Annotated in this window: 20 protein-coding genes; 7 read left to right on the top strand and 13 right to left on the bottom strand. The window is 71.1% G+C overall.

Translation table 11 applies throughout. The features are described 5' to 3' along the window. Window positions 1–5: 5 nt before the first annotated feature. The 5 genes from C470_RS05555 to C470_RS05535 form a co-directional block, all read right to left on the bottom strand. Complete coding sequence (locus C470_RS05555) at window positions 6–278, bottom strand: DUF7385 family protein (RefSeq protein WP_004596496.1); 273 nt, start codon at window positions 276–278, stop codon at window positions 6–8. A gap of 109 nt (window positions 279–387) precedes the next feature. Next, entirely contained in the window at window positions 388–1,257 is an 870-nt protein-coding gene (locus C470_RS05550; protein WP_008365827.1) for an endonuclease V, read from the bottom strand. Continuing rightward, entirely contained in the window at window positions 1,257–2,243 is a 987-nt protein-coding gene (locus tag C470_RS05545) for a rhomboid family intramembrane serine protease (protein WP_007344802.1), read from the bottom strand. Before C470_RS05545 ends, C470_RS05550 begins: the two co-directional genes overlap by 1 nt. Window positions 2,244–2,755: 512 nt before the next feature. Continuing rightward, complete coding sequence (locus C470_RS05540; protein ID WP_008365825.1) at window positions 2,756–3,463, bottom strand: type I 3-dehydroquinate dehydratase; 708 nt, start codon at window positions 3,461–3,463, stop codon at window positions 2,756–2,758. A 98-nt stretch (window positions 3,464–3,561) separates the two neighbouring features. Further along, entirely contained in the window at window positions 3,562–4,536 is a 975-nt protein-coding gene (locus C470_RS05535) for a transcription initiation factor IIB (protein WP_004596489.1), read from the bottom strand. Between the two features lie 208 nt (window positions 4,537–4,744). On the opposite strand from C470_RS05535, the gene C470_RS05530 reads away from it, so the two are divergent. From C470_RS05530 to C470_RS05520, 3 genes are all read left to right on the top strand, one after another. Beyond that, the gene (locus C470_RS05530) at window positions 4,745–5,542 is read left to right on the top strand and encodes a cobalamin-binding protein (RefSeq protein ID WP_008365823.1); all 798 of its coding nucleotides are present in this window, start codon (window positions 4,745–4,747) and stop codon (window positions 5,540–5,542) included. Beyond that, window positions 5,539–6,126 (top strand): DUF84 family protein, encoded by a 588-nt coding sequence (locus C470_RS05525; protein WP_008365821.1) that lies wholly within the window; start codon window positions 5,539–5,541, stop codon window positions 6,124–6,126. The genes C470_RS05530 and C470_RS05525 overlap by 4 nt, the downstream gene beginning before the upstream one ends. A gap of 166 nt (window positions 6,127–6,292) precedes the next feature. Continuing rightward, window positions 6,293–6,547 (top strand): DUF7123 family protein, encoded by a 255-nt coding sequence (locus C470_RS05520; protein ID WP_004596485.1) that lies wholly within the window; start codon window positions 6,293–6,295, stop codon window positions 6,545–6,547. A gap of 26 nt (window positions 6,548–6,573) precedes the next feature. Here C470_RS05520 and C470_RS05515 read toward each other — a convergent pair whose 3' ends face one another. The 4 genes from C470_RS05515 to C470_RS05500 form a co-directional block, all read right to left on the bottom strand. Continuing rightward, the gene (locus C470_RS05515; protein WP_008365819.1) at window positions 6,574–7,182 is read right to left on the bottom strand and encodes a winged helix-turn-helix transcriptional regulator; all 609 of its coding nucleotides are present in this window, start codon (window positions 7,180–7,182) and stop codon (window positions 6,574–6,576) included. Window positions 7,183–7,271: 89 nt separating this feature from the next. Continuing rightward, window positions 7,272–8,504, bottom strand: a complete 1,233-nt coding sequence (locus tag C470_RS05510; protein WP_008365817.1) for an SPFH domain-containing protein — start codon at window positions 8,502–8,504, stop codon at window positions 7,272–7,274. A gap of 115 nt (window positions 8,505–8,619) precedes the next feature. After that, a complete protein-coding gene (locus C470_RS05505; protein WP_004596481.1) occupies window positions 8,620–9,111 on the bottom strand; it encodes an SRPBCC family protein in 492 nt (163 codons plus the stop codon). A gap of 34 nt (window positions 9,112–9,145) precedes the next feature. Beyond that, window positions 9,146–11,149 carry a bacterio-opsin activator domain-containing protein gene (locus C470_RS05500; RefSeq protein WP_008365815.1) on the bottom strand — a complete coding sequence of 668 codons (2,004 nt, stop codon included), beginning with the start codon at window positions 11,147–11,149 and terminating at the stop codon, window positions 9,146–9,148. Window positions 11,150–11,354: 205 nt separating this feature from the next. On the opposite strand from C470_RS05500, the gene C470_RS05495 reads away from it, so the two are divergent. Continuing rightward, on the top strand, window positions 11,355–13,439 hold the full coding sequence (locus tag C470_RS05495) for an AAA family ATPase (RefSeq protein ID WP_008365813.1): 2,085 nt from the start codon (window positions 11,355–11,357) through the stop codon (window positions 13,437–13,439). A 43-nt stretch (window positions 13,440–13,482) separates the two neighbouring features. Here C470_RS05495 and C470_RS05490 read toward each other — a convergent pair whose 3' ends face one another. After that, the gene (locus tag C470_RS05490; RefSeq protein WP_004596476.1) at window positions 13,483–13,707 is read right to left on the bottom strand and encodes a hypothetical protein; all 225 of its coding nucleotides are present in this window, start codon (window positions 13,705–13,707) and stop codon (window positions 13,483–13,485) included. A gap of 65 nt (window positions 13,708–13,772) precedes the next feature. Then, the gene (locus C470_RS05485; protein ID WP_080505974.1) at window positions 13,773–14,549 is read right to left on the bottom strand and encodes a bacteriorhodopsin; all 777 of its coding nucleotides are present in this window, start codon (window positions 14,547–14,549) and stop codon (window positions 13,773–13,775) included. A gap of 178 nt (window positions 14,550–14,727) precedes the next feature. Between C470_RS05485 and C470_RS05480 the strand changes: the two genes are divergently transcribed. The 3 genes from C470_RS05480 (at window position 14,728) to C470_RS05470 (ending at window position 17,702) form a co-directional block, all read left to right on the top strand. Next, window positions 14,728–15,108, top strand: a complete 381-nt coding sequence (locus tag C470_RS05480) for a SlyX family protein (protein WP_004596472.1) — start codon at window positions 14,728–14,730, stop codon at window positions 15,106–15,108. Between the two features lie 698 nt (window positions 15,109–15,806). After that, window positions 15,807–16,859, top strand: a complete 1,053-nt coding sequence (locus tag C470_RS05475) for a Brp/Blh family beta-carotene 15,15'-dioxygenase (protein WP_008365810.1) — start codon at window positions 15,807–15,809, stop codon at window positions 16,857–16,859. A gap of 102 nt (window positions 16,860–16,961) precedes the next feature. Then, window positions 16,962–17,702: a protein sorting system archaetidylserine synthase gene (locus tag C470_RS05470; RefSeq protein ID WP_007346080.1), complete on the top strand. Its 741-nt coding sequence runs from the start codon at window positions 16,962–16,964 to the stop codon at window positions 17,700–17,702. 123 nt (window positions 17,703–17,825) lie between these two features. On the opposite strand, the gene psmB is transcribed toward C470_RS05470, so the two are convergent. Both psmB and C470_RS16030 read right to left on the bottom strand, forming a co-directional pair. Next, complete coding sequence (psmB, locus tag C470_RS05465; RefSeq protein ID WP_004596468.1) at window positions 17,826–18,557, bottom strand: archaeal proteasome endopeptidase complex subunit beta; 732 nt, start codon at window positions 18,555–18,557, stop codon at window positions 17,826–17,828. A 220-nt stretch (window positions 18,558–18,777) separates the two neighbouring features. After that, a complete protein-coding gene (locus tag C470_RS16030) occupies window positions 18,778–18,954 on the bottom strand; it encodes a hypothetical protein (protein ID WP_007346081.1) in 177 nt (58 codons plus the stop codon). Window positions 18,955–19,039: the final 85 nt, after the last annotated feature.

The raw sequence follows: 19,039 nt of genomic DNA, 5'->3' as shown, positions 1-19,039 counted from the left end.
CCTGATTACTCGTCGTGGATGAAGACGAGCCGCTTCGATTCCGTGTTGACCAGACAGAGGTCGATCCCGTCGCGGGTCGCGCCGATCTGCTGCCAGCCGTGGTCGCTGACGAACAGCGTCTGGAAGACGCCGCGGTCGCAGTCGGGGTTCGGGCAGCCGACGCCCGCCGCGTTCTTGTAGACGGTCGTCCCCCCGCCCGAACTCTGTCGCACCAACCCGTCGGTCAGCGACCGGAACTCCTCGGCGGACATCGGACTTTCCGCGTCGTCGTCTCCCATGCGTTCGCGTTCGCAGTCGATCGTCTAAAAACCGCCTGCCCGTGGCAAACGGTGGCACGGAAGCGACGCCGCGCCGACGCCCCCCGCGCCCGTCGCCGCCGTCCGCGTCTCAGTCCGCGTCCCGCTTCACCGTATCGGCGTACGCGTCCGCGAGCCGCGTCGGCTCGGGGAGCTTGTACCCCGCGCAAAGCGCCGCGACGAACTCGACCGCGGTCTCCGCCGACACGCGGTGGCCCGGGCTGACGTACAGCGGGTTCACCCGCTTGCTGTTCGGGTACTGGCGCGACTGGAACGCGTGGCCGATGACGGTCCCCGGCTCGGCGGTCGTCACCGCGTCGTCGGCGCGGACCGGCGTCCGCCAGCCTTCCGGGCGCTCGCTCGTCGACTCGTCGGGCTCGCCGCAGAGGAGACTTTTCGCGACGCCGACGCTCGGGGCGTCGCGGAGGACGCCGACGTGGGTCGCGAGCCCCGCCTCCCGGAAGTGGATCCGACCGGAGCCGTCGCACACCAGCAGGTCGGGGGCGGCGTCGAGCGCGTCGAGCGCGGCGAGTATCGGCTCTCCCTCCCGAAACGCGAGCAGGCCGGGAACGTACGGGATCGACAGCGGCGTCGTCGCGCTCGCGTACTCGACCACGGTCCCGGCGCGGAACGCGACCGCGGCGGAGACGGCGGCGTCGGGGCGGTCGCCGTCGCGGTCGGTGAGGAACGCCTGGTCGACGCCGACGACGGTCGGACCGTCCGGATCGGGCGTCGTGTCGGCGCTGCCCTCGTCGCCGGTGCCCAACCGCTCCTGCGCGCCGTCGCGCGCCGGCGGGAGGCCGTCCGCGAGCGAGGTCGCCTCCTCGACCGCGACGGCGGGCGGGTCGAGCCCGTGGTCGTCCTCGAACGTCGCGGCCGCCGCGATGTCGCGCTGGAGACCCTCCATCTCCGCGCGGGACAGCGACGGGTCCGGCCGGAGGTCGGGCCGCGCGGGGCCCATCAGAACCGCCCGCCGGGGCCGCCGGGGCCGCCCGGTCCGCGCGGGCCGCGCGCGCCCCCCATCGAGACGCCGCCCGCCCCGCCCGCGGAGCGCGCGAGCCCCTCGTTGCGCTTACCGAACGCGAGGCCGATCGCGAAGCCGATCAGGTGCGCGAGGTGCGCGATGCCGCCGGCGCTGCCGGCGCCGCCGGCCTGGAGGCTCTGGACGACGAGGACCGCCGAGACGAGCGCGATCCCCCACGTGAGGTACTTGATCTTCATCGGGATGACGAAGAAGAGGAGGACCTGCATGTTCGGCCGCCAGACGGTGAGGACGCCGAGTATCGCGAAGCCCGCGCCGCTGGCGCCGAGGACGCCGGTCGGCGGCCCGCCGGTCGCGATCGCGAACAGGACGTGGCCGAGGCCGGCGAGGATCCCCGAGAGGAGGAAGAACCCGACGAACCGCTTCGACCCAACCGCCCGCTCGACGAGGGGGCCGAAGAACAGGATGACGATGCTGTTGCCGATGATGTGGTACAGCAGTCCGGGAGAGTGCGAGAACACGGACGTCACCCAGGTCCACACGTTTGCGAGCTCGTCCGACTGGAGCACGAACAGCGTGTTGTGAAGGGACTGCCCGCCGAAGTACAGCACCGCCAACTGCGCGACGAAGGTGACCCACATCGCCAACAGCAGGGCGTACGTCGCGTTGTTGCGGAAGTACCCCAGGACGCCGCCGGTGCCGGTTTCGCGGTCTATCCGGCGCTTGACTCGCCCGACGACGCCTGCGGACGCGCCGCTCCGGGCATCGGCGGTGCCGCTCCCCGCCCCGCCCTCGACGCTCTCGTCGAACCCGCTGTCGAAGACGCCCCCGGGGTCGTCCCACTCGGCGAGGCCCGGGCAGTCGTGGTTCTCGGGCAGTCGGTGTTCGGCACAGAACGTCTGGCCGCACCGCTTACACTGGTACGGGAGGTTCTCGTACTCCCCACACACGTCGCACGTCGCCATTGACGTGTGTTACGGGGGCGGTCGTAAAGCGGTTTGGCTCGATACGTGGTTTATGACGAGGCGGTCGGCGGCCTCGATGACGATTTATACGCAGTACTTGACTGCGGATCGGTGGCGAACACTGCTAAAGCCCCAGCCGCTCGCTTATAAATAGCCGACTGCGGATCGACGACGGACACCGCCAAAGCCCCAGCCCCGAGGATTCGCGCGGCTCGCTGCGCTCCTCGGTCGCTCACTTCGTTCGCTCCCTGCGGTGCTTGCGTCGCCGTGCTTCGCCCTCGCGGCAGCGTGGCGCTACGCGCCACGGGCAGCCGGCGGCTCCGCCGCCGGCGACTGCCCCTTTGAGTCCCGACCCGCACAGCACCGCAGCCTCACACCTCCCCAGCCTCGCGCCTCGCTCGGGGCTCCCTTCGGTCGCCCTCGCTCGCCGCGTCCCTCGCGCGTGCTCCTCGCGGCCACCTTCGGCGGCCACTCGGAGGCACGCGCCACCGCATCGAGTTTATTTAAAATAATCACCCGTCCGCTCCGCCCTCTCTCAGCCCGTCGATCAGCTCTCTGAGCGTCGCGAGCGGATACTGGCCCGGCGCGGTCGCGTTCGCGGGGTCGACCGGCGCGTAGCCGATCTTCGAGCCGTACACGGGCGTGACGGCGCGGGTGTGCCGCCCCGGCTCGCCCATGCACATCGTCGCGACGCGGTGGCCGGCGGCGGTCGCCTCGTGGGTCGCCTCGATCATCGCGAGCGCGTCGGCCGGCGCGGTCGCGGTCGTCGCCAGCTTCCCCACGTCGCCCTCGCTCGCGGCGTCGGCGAGCAGGTCCACGAGCGCGGCGGACTCGGGCGTCGACTCGAAGTCGTGGACGGACGCGGCGACCTCGACTCCCGCCTCGCGGGCCGCCTCGCGCAGCGCGGTCGCGTGCGACTCCTCGGCCGGGTCCGGATGCGTCCCGCGCAGCGCCGCGAGCTCGATGTCGACCGCGGCCACCGCGTCGGTACCGATCGCCGTCGAGAGCGCGTCGTAGCGGCCGAGCCCCTCGGCCTCGCCGCCCTCCCACGACGCCCGGTTCGTGACGAGCAGCGGGAGCTCGCCGTCGTAGCCCGCCAGCTGGTCGAGCGGGTCGCTCGCGAGGTCCATCCGGAACTCCACGGCGTCGGCGTCCTCGCGGGCGCGCGGCTCCTCCGTGAGGTCGGCCGTGCTCGCGGCGAGAACGAACTCCTCGAACATACGCGAGGCTTCCGCGGGCGGGGACTTAGCTGGTCGGGTTGGAACCGCTTGCGGGGTCGGAACGAGTCAGCGAAACGAGTCGGCGAAAAGCGCGCGGGTTACGCGACGAGGCCGTCCTCGGCCTCGAGGAGCTCGTGGTACCGGTTGCGGATGGTGACCTCGGAGATGTCGGCGACCTCCGAGACCGCGGCCTGCGTCGTCTTCTCGTTGGTGAGGAGCGCGGCGGCGTAGACGGCGGCCGCGGCGAGGCCCACCGGCGACTTGCCGGAGTGAACGCCCTTCTCCTTCGCGTTGCGGAGGAGGCTCTTCGCGCGCATCTCGGACTCCTCGGAGAGCTCCAGGTCGGAGGCGAACCGGGGGACGTACTGCTCGGGGTCGGCCGGCTTCACTTCGAGCTTCAGCTCGCGGACGACGTAGCGGTACGTCCGCGCGATCTCGGCCTTCTCGACGCGCGACACGTCGGCGATCTCGTCGAGGCTGCGCGGGACGCCGGCCATCCGGGCGGCGGCGTACACGCAGGAGGTGGAGACGCCCTCGATGGAGCGACCGGGGAGCAGGTCCTCGTCGAGCGCGCGGCGGTAGATGACGGAGGCCGTCTCGCGGACGTTGTCCGGGAGCCCCTGCGCCGAGGCCATCCGGTCGATCTCGCCGAGCGCCTGCTTCAGGTTGCGCTCCTTGGAGTCGCGGGTTCGGAACCGCTCGTTCCACTTGCGGAGCCGCTGCATCTTCTGGCGCTGGCGGGCGCCGAGCGAGCGGCCGTACGCGTCCTTGTCGCGCCAGTCGATGTTCGTCGAGAGCCCCTTGTCGTGCATCGTGTTCGTGGTCGGGGCGCCGACGCGGCTCTTCTCGTCCTTCTCGCGGGAGTCGAACGCGCGCCACTCCGGCCCGCGGTCGACCGAGTCCGCCTCGACGACGAGCCCGCAGTCGCTACAGACCGTCTCGCCGTGCTCCTCGTCGTTGATGACGTGACCCCCGCACTCCGGGCAGCTGAGCGTCTCGTCGGTGCTCTCCGATTCCTCCTCGTTCGTCTCCGTTCGGGAGCGACTCCCCCGTGTGTGTAGTCGTTCACTCATAGCTCGGTTGCCCCGGGAAACTCAAACCGCCCGAAGCGATCTTGGTTTACCCTCGGCGGAACACAACTTAAAACGACCGGAACGTGTCGCTCGAAACCCGACGAAAGGACACGATCTATCACGTGTTTTCGCCGGTCTCCGGGTCCCGCCCCACCGGCGCGCCGCCGGGACCGAAACCGTTGACACGGTCGCGGCCGGATCGGACGTCATGTCCGCGCCACGCGTCGTCTCCCTCGCGCCGAGCGCGACCGCGACGGTCGCCGCGCTCGGCGGGGCCGACCGCCTCGTCGGCGTCACCGCCCACTGCGACCTCGCCGACGAGCCGAACGCCGGGTCCGCGCACGGCGAGGAGTCCCCGACCGTCGTCGGCGGCTGGCTGAACCCCGACCTCGACCGAGTCGCCGAGCTGGACCCCGACGTCGTCCTCACGAGCGACGCGCTCCAGTCGGACCTCGCCGACGCCTGCCGGGAGCACGGCCTCGACGTCGCGCACCGCGAGCCCGCGACCCTCGACGACGCGGTCGACGGGTTCGCGGCCCGGGGAAGGGACGTCGGTCGCCCCGAGGCCGGCGAGCGGCTCGCCGCCGACGCGCGCGGCCGACTCGACCGGGTCGCCGACGCCGTCGCCGACCGCCCCCGACCGACCGTCTACTGCGAGGAGTGGTCCGACCCGCCGATGGCGGCCGGCAACTGGGTCCCCGACGCCGTCCGCGCCGCGGGCGGGCGCTACCCGTTCGTCGACGCCGGCGAGCGCTCCCGCGAGGTCGAGCCCGCCGCGGTCGAGCGGGCCGACCCCGACCGCGTCGTCGTCCACGTCTGCGGCCACGGCGACCGGGTCGACCCCGCGACGGTCGGCGAGCGCGACTGGGTCGACGCGCCCGTCCACGTGATCGACGACTCCCTCCTCAACCAGCCGAGTCCCGCGCTCCTCGAGGGGGTCGAGCGGCTGGCGCGCCTGTTCCATCCCGACGCGTTTTCAGTCCCCGACGCCGACGACCGGACATGACGACCCTGCGAGTCGGCGTCGGCAGCGGGAACCCGGTGAAGCGGCGCGCGGTCGAACTGGCCCTCGGAGCGGCGGCGGACGACGACCTCCCGAGCGACCCGACCGGCGTCGCGGTCGAATCCGTCCCCGTCGACTCTGGCGTGAGCGAACAGCCAACGGGCCACGCGGAGACGATCGCGGGCGCCGAGAACCGGGCGGCGGCCGTCCTCGACGCGGAACCGAGAGGCGGCGCCGGCGCGCCGGACGACGGCGCGACGTACGACCTCGGCGTCGGCGTCGAGGGCGGCGTCGCGGGGTTCGACGGCGCCGACGGCCGCTACCTGATCATGTGGGCGGCGGTGACCGACGGCGACCGGGTCGGCCGCGCGGCCGGCCCGAGCCTCGCGCTGCCGGCCGACGTCGCCGCCCGCATCGACGACGGCGAGGAACTGGGTCCGGTGATGGACGACCTCCTCGACACCGACGGGATCGCGGAGCGCGGCGGCGCGGCCGGCGCGCTCACGAACGGCCGCGTCGACCGCGCCGAGGCGCTCGCGGCCGGGGTGAGCGGTGCGCTCGGGCCGTTCGTCACCGAACTGTACTGACTCCGGCGCGGCGGCACCGGTGCGGCGCCGCCGCGGTTCGAAGGCCGTACCCAAACGCGGTCGTGGGATGGTACTCACGGCCCCGATGACACGTAAAATCGCAAGACTGCGGCGTGTTAACCCGGTCTACCAACCGCCTTATGCGGCGTGGTGACGTGGTGAGCGTATGAGCACTGCCCACCCGGACGCGGTCGCGGCCGAATCGACCGGTCTCTCCGCGAAACAGGCGCGTATCCTCCGCTACCTCCGCGAGAACGCGGCCGACCGCACCTACTTCAAGTCGCGGCTGATCGCCGACGACCTCGGGCTCTCGGCGAAGGAGGTCGGCGCGAACATGAGCGCCGTCGCCGACGCGGCCACCGATGTCGACGTCGAGAAGTGGGGCTACTCGTCGGGGACGACGTGGATGGTCACGGCCTGACGGTCGCCGTCGCGCTCTGAGTCGAGTCAGGGGTCGTACGCGACCAGCGACGCCGCCTCGTCGGCGAACACGACGGCCTCGGCGTCGAAGGAGTCGGCGTAGCGGACGACGAGCGTGAGCAGCCGCTCCGGCTCGGTCAGCGCGTAGCCGTCGGTCCGGTCGAGGAGGCCGGCGGCTTCGAGGTCGGCGGCCGCGGCGCTTATCGTCGGCCGGGAGACGCCGAGCGCGCTCGCGAGGTCGGCGCCGGTCGCGTCGGGGTCACGCAGCAGCGCGAGGATCATCCCGCGGGGCGTCTCCCGGCGGAGGTAGCCGAGCGCCCGCTTGTCCGTCTCGTCGAACCGGCCGGCGGGGAAGAAGCGCCGGTAGTCGGCGTCCTTCACCGACTCGATCGCGCCCGCCTCCTCCAGCTTCCGGAGGTGGTACTGCGCCTCGCCGGTGCCGAGGCGGAGGTCGTCGCGGAGCTTCGAGAAGTGCGCGCCGGGGGTCGTCGGCACGTAGCCGCGGATCGCCTCCCGCGTCTCGTTCTCGTCGGTCCCGTCGTCTGCGCTCGCGGTCCCGACGAACGGCGCGGCGGCTCCGACCGCTGCGAACCGCCGGAGCGTCTCGCGCTTTTGACCGTCGAACCCCTCTGTCACGGCCGTATTAGTCGGCGCCTCGACAAAAACACTTCGCTCGCGGCCGAATCGTGTCGGAAAATGCGGCTACGGACGCGTTTCGCGCCGAGCTACTCCTCTTTCTCGACTTCCGCGGGCGCCTCCTCGTCGTCCATCTCCTGGATGACCTCGTCCGCGGACCTGATGCTCGCGCCGGCGTCGCCCGCTTTCACGGCCTCGGCCTCCTTCTCGAGTTCCTCGACGTTCATCTCCGCGGACTCCTCGATCTGGCCGAGGATCTCGTCGATGTCGTCGAGCCCGAGCATCTTCCGGGTGTCGTCGTCGAACTCCTTGCCGTCGAGCCCCTCCATCTCCTGGACGTCGGAGCCGGAGAGGGCCTTGCCGTAGCGCCCCACCAGGCTCGTGAGCTCCTGCGGGAGGACGAAGGTGGTCGACTCGCCTTTGCCGATCTCCTCGAGGGTCTCCATGCCGCGCTCGATGATGGCGCGCTCGCCCATNGTGAGCTCCTGCGGGAGGACGAAGGTGGTCGACTCGCCTTTGCCGATCTCCTCGAGGGTCTCCATGCCGCGCTCGATGATGGCGCGCTCGCCCATCGACTCCGCGGAGCGCGCGCGGAGGACCGTGGAGATGGCGTCCCCCTGCGCCTCGAGGATCTGCGACTGCTTTTCGCCCTGCGCGCGGATGATGTTGGACTGCTTGTCACCCTCGGCCTGCTCGACGGCGGAGCGGCGTTCCCCCTGCGCTTCGAGGATCATCGCGCGGCGGCGGCGCTCTGCGGAGGTCTGCTGCTCCATCGCCTGCTGGACGTCCTTCGAGGGGTTGACCTCGCGGACCTCGACGCTCTCGACGCGGATCCCCCACTCGTCGGTGGGCTCGTCGAGCTCCTTGCGGATCTTCGCGTTGATCTCCTGCCGCTTGTTCAGCGTGTCGTCGAGCTCCATGTCGCCGAGGACGGCCCGGAGGGTGGTCTGCGCGAGGTTCGAGACGGCCTTCTTGTAGTCGTCGACCTCGAGGAACGCCTTCTTCGCGTCCATCACCTTGATGTAGACGACGGCGTCGGCGGTCACGGGAGAGTTGTCCCGCGTGATCGCCTCCTGGCGGGGGACGTCCAGCGTCTGGGTCCGCATGTCGAACGGGTACGTGCGGGAGACGAACGGCGGGATGAGGTTGATTCCCGGTTCGAGCAGCTTGCGGTACTCGCCGAAGACGGTGAGCGTCTTCTTCTCGTAGGCGTCGACGATCTCGAACGACTGCCAGAGCGTGACGACCACGAGCAGGAGCGCGAGCAGGCCGACGCTTACGAGCCCGAGACCGAGCCCGGCTTGGAGGGTGATCGGATCCATGCCTCCCGTTTAGGCCATCGCACGCTTAATAGTTCGCCCGCCCCCGAATCGGTGCGCCGTCTCCCGGTCGGCTCGTCGCGCTGGCGACCCCTGCGGACGGATCTGTCGAACGTCCTCACCCGCCCGCGTCGAGCTCCGCGGCGACGTTCTCCAGCGCCGCCCGGAGCTGCCGCTCGTTGAACCGACGGATCACGGGCGCGCCGACCCGCGTGAGCGCGTTCTCCGGCAGGTCGTACGTCGCGGCGTACGTCAGCTTCGTCCCGCCGTCGACGGGGTCGAGCCGGAGGTCGATGGTGCCGGTGAGCCGGCCGCGGAGCTCGAACGCGTGGCGCTCGGGCGGCTCGTGGACCGTCTGGACGATCTCCCCGTCGATCCCGATCCCGGCCATCCGGTAGGTGTACGAAAGTCGCTTCCCGCCGTTCGCCAGCGGCTCGACGTCTCTCACGTCCGTGAGCCCGGGCGTGATCGCCGCGTGGTTCGCGGGGTCGTCGAGGAACGCGAACACGGACTCCGGATCGGCCGCGACGACGACGGCGTCGCTCGCGGCGAACGGGTCCGCTCCCGCGACGGACGGTTCGTCGCCCGGCTCCGGCTCCTCGTCGCTCACGCGTCGTCCCACGAGGTCGCGGCGCGCTTCCGGCTCATTCGCCTGATCGGGGGTCGACGTACGCCTCGACCAGCTTGCGCTCGGCCGCGCGGAGGTGCTGGTGGAACGTCTGCCGGGTGATCCCCATCTGCTCCGCGATCTCCGAGCCGTCGACCGGTCGCGGCCACTCGAAGTAGCCGTTCAGCTCGGCGGTCTTCAGGGCGGCGCGCTGGCGCTCGGTGAGCCGCTCGTCGACCGCGGCCGCGAACTCCGCGACGGTGCGGTCGCGGCTCTCCCGTTCGACGCGCGACCGGAGTTCGACGCCCTCGTACTCGCCGCGGAACACGTCGAGGATCGACCGGACGTCGTGCTCGGGCGGCGCCTCGATCGTCAGGGTCGCTCCCTCCGGCGTGGCGGTCGCCTCGGCGACGACGCCGCCGTGGTCGGCCAGCTGCGTGAGCGGCGGCGACTCGGTGGCGGTGACGGCGAAGCTGACGCCGTCGTTCGTCTCCGAGACGGTCCGCATCGACTCGACCAGCGGGAGGGCGGCGAGCTCGTCGAGGTCCGGGTCCTCGCCGTCGGCGTGGAAGTACAGCTCGCACGCGTCGTCGTCGAGCCGCGTCGTCCCGAGGTGGTCTACCTTCCCGCCGACCGCGTCGGCGATCCGGGCGAGCGGCCCCGTCGAGTCCCGTATCTCGACGACGAGCTCCACGACGCGGTCGGTCGTGAGCATCTCCGTCGTCTCGATGGAGTGGAGTCCGTTCGCGATCATCTTCCCGACCGACTCGCACACCCGTCGCTCGCGGCGGTCGAGCACGTCCGCGCCGCTGCCGTAGATCCCCAACAGGCCGTACTGGCGGTCGCCGTAGGTGAGCGGCACGACGAGGAGCCGCCGACCGCCCGCGGACTTCGGTTCGAGCGGGCCGTCGGACGCGTCCTCTATCGACCCGGTCCGGAGCTCCTCGCTCTCGATCGCCTCCTGTACCTCCTGCGGCGTCTCGCTGACGTCGAACGCCGCGCCCGGCTCGACCGCCACGCCCTTCGCGGCGCGGATCTCGAGCCGCCCGGTCGCCGACGACACCTCGCCGATCCAACCGCCTGCGTACCCCGGCTCGCCGGCGACGACCTCGCAGACGCGCTCGGGGATGACGTTCGGGTCCCGGTTCTCGACGAGGATGCGACTGATGTCGCTGAAGAGCCCGTTCACCCGACCGAGGACCCTGTCGAGCGAGCGCCGCTCGGTCGCGAGCTTCTCGGCGCGCTCCTCGGCGAGCCGCTCCGCCTCCTTTCGGTCGCTGATGTCGTTCTGGAAGCCGACGTAGTGGGCCAGGTCGCCGTCCTCGTCGTATATCGGCGCGACCGTCAGCTCGTTCCAGAAGGGCGTTCCGTCGCGCCGGTAGTTCCGTATCTCGACGGTCGCCTCCTCCTCGTTCGCGATCGCGTCCCCGATCTCCTCGACGGTCTCCGGGTCCGTCCCCGGTCCCTGGAGGAACCGCGGGTTGCGGCCGAGCGCCTCCTCGACCGGGTAGCCCGTGTGTTCCTCCCAGGCGTTGTTGACGTACACGAGGGGATAGTCCGGGAGGTCCGGGTCGCTGATGCTGATCCCGATCGGCGCGTCCTCGACGGCCCGCGTCACGTCCGCCGCCGACGGCTCGTGGTCGGAGATGTCCCGTCGCGGCTCGGAGGTCGGGACTCCCGAACAGACCGTCGAGACGTCGGAGACGAGCTTATCGATCGACGCCGACCCGTTCTTCTGGAGGAACCTGTCGACGCCGTTCTCGAAGGCGGCCTCCGGCACCCCCTCCTCGTCCGTCTCCGTGAACATCACGACGGGCACGCCGGCGTCGGACTCTTCGATCGCGGTCGCGAGGGCCACCCCGTCGTCGCCGTCCAGCGCGTACTCGCTGACGACGCAGTCGTACTCCCCGGTCGTTGCCTTTGCGACCGCGGACGCCGCGGTGTCCGTGCGGGTCACGTCGAACCCCGCGGCCCCGAGCGCCGTCTCGATCCGATCGCTCCCCTCCTCAGGATGGACGAGGAGCGCTCGAGCGTTCGCCATGGGCATCCGTTCGCACCCATACGGGTTAACGGTTGCCTACGTTCCGAGGGGCCGAAGCCTCGGCGTCCGACCGGCCGACCGCGGGGGCCGTCGGGGCGCGACTGTCCAGTTAGGCCCGGGTACTTTGAGGTCGCTGGGCGTGAGATCGACGCATGGTGTCGACTATCGCCGCCGAGGAGCCATCCCGCGAGCGGGCCCACGAACCATGAGCGTGCGCGTCCCCGTCCGGGAGCCCCCCACGTCCGTTCCCGGCGACCGCGTGGGGCTCCCCGAGGCCGTCCTCGCCGATCTCGGGATCGGCCTCGGCGATTCGGTGACCGTCGAGGGCGCGCGGCGCGTCGCCGCCCCGGTCGTCGCGGTCGACGGCGGGGCCCGGGCCGTCTTCCTCCCCGAGCGGCTCCGGCGGACGGCCGGGGTCGAGCCGGGCGACGCCGCGACCGTGGCGGCGTCGTCACTCCCGGTCGCCTCCTCGGTCACGCTGCGGCTCCGCCAGTCGGTCGACCTGGAGCGGAGCGAGGACGCGATCCGCCGCCGGCTCGATCGGCGCGCGGTCGCCGTCGGCGACGAGGTCGAGGTCACCCGCCTCGGCGGCGCGCTCACGCTCCGGTTCGACGTGCGGGACGTGGCCCCCACCTCGCCGGCGGTCGTCGGCGACGAGACCGAGATCACCGTCGCGGCCGACGACGGGGCGCCGGCGGTCGAGGCCGAGCGCCCCGGCGGGACCGGCGCCGGCGACGGCTTCGTCCCGACGGCGACGTTCGAGCGCCTCCGGGACGCGGTCGCGACCCGGTTCGACGCGGCCGAGACGTTCGAGTCCGCGGGCTCGTCGACGCTGGGGCTGCTCCTCCACGGCCCGCGCGGGTCGGGGAAGACGACGCTCGTCGAGGCCGTCGCGGCCGCGACCGACGCGTCGCTCGTCCGCACCTCCGCGGCCCGGCTCCGGGGCGAGCGCGCGAGCGACCAGTCGGACGGGCTCGACCGCGTCGTCGAGGCCGTCCCGGCCGGAGAGCCGACCGTGGTCCTCCTCGACGACCTCGAGGCGCTCGGGGCCGACGACGGCGGGGGCTCCGCGCTCGCCGACCGCCTCCGCTCGACCGTCGACGAGCTCCGCGATGGGGACCGAACGGTCGTGATAGGCGTGGCGACGGACCCGAACGCCGTGCCGTCGGCGCTGCGCCGCGGCGGGCGGTTCGACCGCGAGATGGCGGTCGAGCCCCTGACGACCGCCGAGCGACGCGACGCGCTCGAAGCCCTCTGCGAGGGCGCACCGCTCGCGATGGACGTCGACTTCGAGGGCGTCGCCGGGCGGCTCAACGGCTACGTGTTCGCCGACCTAGCCGTCCTCGTGGACGCGGCCCTGGAGCGGGCGGTCCGCCGCGACGGCCGGACCGCGATCCGGATGGCCGACTTCGAGGCCGCGCTCGACGACGTCGAGCCCACCGGGCTCCGCGAGGTCACCGTCGAGTTCCCCGCGGTCGGCTGGGACGAGGTCGGCGGCCTCGACGACGCCAAGCGCGAGCTGGTGCGCGCGGTGTACTGGCCGCTGGAGTACGCCGACCGCTTCGCGGCGCTGGGGATCGACCCGCCCTCCGGCGTGCTCCTGTACGGGCCGCCCGGCACCGGGAAGACGCTGCTCGCCCGCGCGGCGGCGAGCCTCAGCGACGCGAACTTCATCCCGGTGAACGGGCCCGAGCTGCTCGACAAGTACGTCGGCGCGAGCGAGCAGGCCGTGCGCGACCTGTTCGCGACGGCGCGCGAGAACGCGCCGGCGGTGATCTTCTTCGACGAGGTCGACGCCATCTCGCCGAAGCGCCGGGGCGACGACACCGGCGCCGGCGAGCGCGTGGTGTCGCAGCTGCTGACCGAGCTCGACGGGCTGGAGCCGCTCACCGACGTGGTGGTGATCGCGGCGACGAACCGCCCGGACAACATCGACGAGGCGCTGTTGCGCCCCGGTCGCATCGAGAAGGCGGTCGAGACGCCGCTCCCGGACCGCGAGGCGCGTCGCGATATCCTGCGGATCCACGCCCAGGACATGCCGGTGGCGTCGGGCGTCGACCTCGACTCCCTCGCCGACCGCACGGCCGGGTACAGCGGCGGCGACCTCGCGGCCTTGGTCCGCGAGGCCGGGCTGCTCGCCATCGAGGACGCCATCGTCGACGACGGGCCGCCCGCCGACCCGACCGTCGGGCGCGACCACTTCGAGCGCGCCTTGGCCGAGACGTCGCCGTCGACGAGCGACGGGCGCGCGGACGCCGAGCGAGTGGGACGCGACTCGCCGGCGGAGTGAGCGGCCGGCAGGGACCCGGACACCCCGGCCGACGAACCTCGCCTTACTCCGGCTCTTCGTGGAGGTTCAGGACGAAGTAGACAACGCCGCCCATGGCGAGTAGCTCCAGGGCCGCCATCGTCCAGAACCGGACGTTCAGTCCGCCGCTCGGCTCCTGTAGCGTCGGGATCAGGAAGATACCGACGAGAGCGATCACGGCGCACGCGGCCAGCCCGACCACGGACCGGGTATTCATCACTGGCGGCTGTTCGGTGGGAGTGTCAGTCATGTCGAAAAATGAACGGTGGAAACGGTTGAACCGTGCTGTTCGGTCGCGTCGAGTCCGCCGGCCGATCAGTCCGCGGCGGAGGCCTCAGCGCCCGCGGAGGGCTCCGGGGCCTCGGTGTCGCCGAGGATCGCGCGGCTGCGGAGCAGGATGAAGCCGAAGCCGACCTTGGCGGTCACGTCGAGAACCATGAACAGGAGGGTCTCGATGCCGAGGCCGACGACGCCGGCTCCCTCAGTACCGATGATCCAGAGGATCGGGTACGCGGTCCAGAGGACGAGCACCAACGCGGTCAGCGTGTTGAACGTGCTCGCGACTTCGGGGCCGCGCTCCTTCGCCGCGGCGCGCAGGCTCGTGGCGAGGAAGTACAGCACGACGATCATGCAGATCGTGCTGAACAGCCACCAGGAGTACCGCGCGAGCGGCGTGTGCGAGAGCGCGCCGATGAGGCCGGTGACGATCATCAGCGCGTCGACGCCGACGAGCGTCCCGATGCTCACGCGGTCGACCTTCGCCAGCAGCGCGAGGTCGAGCAGCAGCAGCGGCGTGGTGAACAGCCAGTCCGCGTACCGCGCGTAGTAGATGTCGAGCACTTCTCCGGCGACCGTGACTTCCGTCAGGCCGATTCCGAAGAACATCGACAGGTACGCCGCCGACGCGATCCCCGGCACGAGGATCGTAATCGAGTAGTACTCACGGGCCTCCTTGTCGGTGACCCCCCATCCTTTGACGATGAAGTAGAAGGTCCCGATGAGCATTAGTAGCGTGCCTATACCCAACCAAAGCGTCTCGGGACGTCCGTCCCCGAGCAGGTCGTATCCCGCCTGTAGCGCTATCGGGTCCATACCCACCTCATGATATACCGTATACTCTATTCAGATCGATGCCAACCCAGTCAGGTATCGGCGTCCGCGGGCGGTCGACCGTCGGGGTCCCTCGGTGGTCGCTGCCCCCGTCGCGTTGCCCGTCGGGGGATACGTTGTCGGCCCGAAAGTAATCAACCTGGGGCCCCAGTGATGCTGTATGGCCGACGACGACACCGAAGCGGAGGCGGAGTCGACGACAGAAACCACCGCGGAGCGAGAGGACGAAACGGAGGCGGTCGACGACGTCACCATCGACGTCGAGGCGATCGACGAGTACGAGCAGCGCATCGAGGAGCTGTCCACCGCGGTCGAGGAGCGCGACGAGACGATCGAGGAGCTCCGGTCGGTCGTCGAGGAGCAGTCCGAACAGATCGACAAGCTCGAAAACCAGTTCCTCGACCTGTCCGCGCGGGTCGCGGACGGCCGGAACCTCGGGGTCTGCCCCGAGTGTAACGGCCCCACCGAAAAGAAGGAGCGGCTGTTCCGGTCGGACACGATCGAGTGCACGCGCTGCGGCGAAGTGATCCACACGTACTGAGCCCGTTCCGAACCCCTCGCTCTCCGCTCAGCGCGTCGCCGAACGGACACGCGGCTCCGTCGAACCCTCACAGGTGACGCGTTCTGAACTGGCGCTGGTCAGTGCAGACGTACCGGCGAGCGATAGCGGGAGTGAGTATCGCAGATCGGCGGCCGCGATGTGGTATTTAAATACCCACGGGCGACGGCGACGAGCGCTTATAAAAGGGGTGCGGTGGCGCGCCTGCGAGCGGCCGGAGCGAAGCGGAGGCCGCGAGCCAGCCCGCGAGGGACGCGGTGAGCGCTCGGAGAGCGCGAACCNTGGGGAGGCGTGAGGTGCGGTTGCTGTGCGTTCCCGCGAGCGAAGCGAGCGGGAGCACGGAAGCCGCAGCCCGCACGGCGACCGAAGGGAGCGAGCAGGAACGTCTTCCGGTGGGGCGGGACTCAAATGGGCAGCCGTCGAGGCGGGACTTTGGAGGCACTCGCCGCAGTAGCGTCTCACTTATAAACAGCCGACAGGGACACCGTAATTCCACTTATAAATGGCCTCACTCACAACGTACTACACTCACTCCCGAAACCGATCAGGAAACACTCTTCGGTGACCGACCGTTTCAGACGAAATTTATCCGAAAAGTGGGGGTTCCGACAGAGCCGAGGATATAAAAGACCGAATAATGGCGACGAGGCCCTAACCCTCTAACGCCCCTAACGACACCCATGTCGACGTCGACGGCGAGTCCGGTGCGGCGACTCCTCGGCGAACCGGAACGGACGGCCATCGGTGCGTCCCGCGCGGCGTTGCTCCTGCTCGCGGTGGGGTTCGGCGCCCTGTCCGCGGCCGGCACCGACGTGTCGCTCCGGACGCAGATGATCGCGTACCTCGTCGGGATGGTCGCGCTGAACCTCCCGCACGGGGGGTACGAACACTTCTCGAACCTCCGCCGGCGGGGGCTCCCGTTCGGCGCGCGGTACGTCGGCTTATACCTCGGCTTCGTCGCCTCGTTCGTGGCGCTGTTCGTCGTCGCGCCGCTGCCGGCGCTCGCGCTCGCGTTCGGGACGGCGGTCGCGAAGGGCGGGCACGGCGACCTCCGCGTGATGGACGCGCTGGTCGGCACCGAGCACCTCACGACCAAGCCGCAGCGGGCGCTCGCCGCCCTGATCCGCGGCGGGGCCGTGATGATCATCCCCGCCGTCTTCTGGACCGAGACCTACTACAGCTTCACCGGCATCATGCTGGGCGTCTTTGACGGCCGGCTGGCCGGCCCGGCCGCCTCGAACCCCGAGACGTTCACCACGGCGCTCGGCGCGGTCTTCGGGCTCGGCGTGGTCACGCACCTCGGCGGCGGCCTCGTCACCAGCCTCCGCTCGACCGGCGGCGTGAGCCGGTCGTGGCTCCTCGACGCCGCGGAGACGCTGCTGCTCGTCGCCTACTTCGCCTTGGTCCCCGTCGTCGTCGCCATCGGGCTCTACTTCCCGCTGTGGTACTCGCTGCGCCAGTCGGCGCGGAGCATGGTGGTCGAGCAGGAGCAGCCCGACCGGACGGAAGGGGTCTCGCTCGTCGTCGCGTGGGGCGTCCTCGTCGTCGGCGCGCTGGTGACGGCGACCGTCGCGGCCGCCCTGTGGACCGTCGCCCCGAACCCGCTGGCCGGCGGGTCGCTGCTCTCCGGCGCCGTCGCCTTCTACACCATCTTCGTCTGCGTCATCGCGATGCCGCACGTCGTGGTCGGGGAGTGGCTCGACTTCGGACGCGGCATCTGGTACGTGCCCTGACGGGGGCCGGTCGCGCCGGCGAGACCGCGCTCGCGACGCGAACCGCCCGCCCGCGTCGACGAGATAACAAGCCCTAAAACCCGGCTCGTCGACCGATACGGTATGCCTCTGCGGTTCGCTCGGCGCCTCGGGCTCGCGGACGCGGTCACCGTGGCCAACGCCGCCGTCGGCTTCCTCGCCGTCGTCGCCGCGACGGTCGACGTCGCGCTCGCGGCCCGCCTCGTGCTCCTCGCCGCGGTCGCGGACGGGCTCGACGGCGTCGTCGCCCGTCACCGGGGGTCGACGCCCGCCGGCCCCTACCTCGACTCGCTGGCAGACGTCGCCTCGTTCGGCGTGGCGCCCGCCTTCCTCGTGGCCGCCGTCGTCCGCGACGGGCGCTCGTTCGCGACGGACCCCGTCCTCGTCGGCGCCGGCGTCGGCGCGGGCGCGCTGTTCGTCGCCGCCGCGGTCGCCCGACTCGGGCTCTACACGGTCGACGAGGACGGCGCCCGCGAGACGGTGGGCGTCCCGACCACGCTGGCGGCGACGGTGCTCGCGGCCGCCGTCATCGCGGGCTACACCGCGCCCCTCCTCCTCGTCGGAGCGACGACCGCGTTCGCGCTGCTCATGGGCTCGACGGTCACGTACCCCGACCTCCACGCGCAGGACGCGCTCGTGATGGGCGTCGTTCAGGCCGCCGTGATCCTCACCCCCGCGGGCCACATGGCGACGGGCGCGCTCCCGGCGTGGATCGGCGAGGGGTTCGCGTTCGCGCTGCTGTTCCTCTCGTGCGGCTACCTCCTGCTCGGCCCGCGGTTCTACTGGGGCGACGGGATCCGCGCGCCGCCGGGTCTTCGGCGGTGAGTTCGGAGCGGAGCGGCGAGCGTTCGGAACGGACCGGCGAACGGACTCGTCGGTAGCGGGCGGACTATCGTCGAAAATCGCAGCGAAGAGCGGTCGGCGAGCTCGCCTCGTCGGCGGGCCGCCTTACAGCAGGTCGTCGAACTCCTTGTACCGGGTGATCTCGACGCCGTCGTCGGTGACGACCGCGACGTTGATCCCGTTGCCGGAGGCGAGGTCGCGCTCGACGGCGGACTGGATCGCCTTCGCGGCGATGGTCTTCGCCTCGTCGATGGTGACGTCGTCGTCGTACTCCTGTTCGAGGACACCGAGCGCGTACTGCGACCCGGAGCCGGTGACGGTGTACTCCTCCTCGGTCGTGCCGCCGAGGGCGTCGATGGAGTAGATGTGCGCGCCCTCGTCGTCGACGCCGCCCAGGATCGGCTGGACGACGAAGAACGCCCCGGAGCGGAGGAGGTTCCCCGTCAGGGTCGACAGCGCCTCCATCGACATGTCCTTTCCGCGGCGGGCCTCGTAGAGGCTCGTCTCGGCGCGGAGCGTCGAGATGAGGTTCTGGGCCGCCGAGACGGAGCCCGCGATGGTCAAGGCGCCGCGCGGGTGGATCTCCTCGACCTTCTGGACGTCCTTCGAGGAGACCATGCCGCCGAGGGAGGCGCGCATGTCGGTCGCCATCACGACGCCGTCGTCGGCCTTGATGCCGACGGTCGTGGTGCCGGTCTTCATCTCGCCGTCCTCCTCCGCCTTCGCGGCGCGGCGCTCGCTGTGTTCGAACTCGCCGAGCTCCGGTCCGAAGACGGGCTGGTCGCGGCCGAGGTCCGCCGCCGGGCCGTCTGAGAGGTCGCCAGTCGGTGTTCGCATTACACGCTCGTTGGCTCGGCGCGCTGATAAAGGCAACCCTTCGGGGGCCGCCGACCGGTTCCGACGGGCCTATCCGTCGCCGGGTCGCGACCGGTCGACGGCGACCGGACGGGCGCGCCCAAGACGGGTGACGGGGCGCCCGCGTCACCGACGGTACTGTCGCTCCGGGTCGGTTCGGCGTTCGGTCGGCTGGGCAAAACGAGTCGCTACGGCGGCGCGGTCACTCCTCGGCGGCGGTCTCGAACGCCTCGGTGGTGGTCTCGACGAGCCGGCCGACGGGGACGTTGATACCGAGGCGCTGACGCGCGAAGACGGCCATCGGGAACAGCGAGATCCCGACGGCGACGGTCGCTTGGTGCAGCCCGAAGAGGGCCGCGGTTCGGATGCGGTCGAACATTGGACTTCTGCTCCACCCGAACGCGGGGATATATAAATATCTTCCGTGCCTGCCGCCGAGTCTACCCCGTCGCAGTCTTGCGGTT

Source organism: Halorubrum distributum JCM 13561 (genome assembly GCF_000337395.1).
In the GTDB taxonomy this organism is placed as follows: domain Archaea; phylum Halobacteriota; class Halobacteria; order Halobacteriales; family Haloferacaceae; genus Halorubrum; species Halorubrum distributum.
The sequence above is the reverse complement of the archived record's forward strand: the minus strand, read 5'-3'. Positions and strand labels throughout refer to the sequence as shown.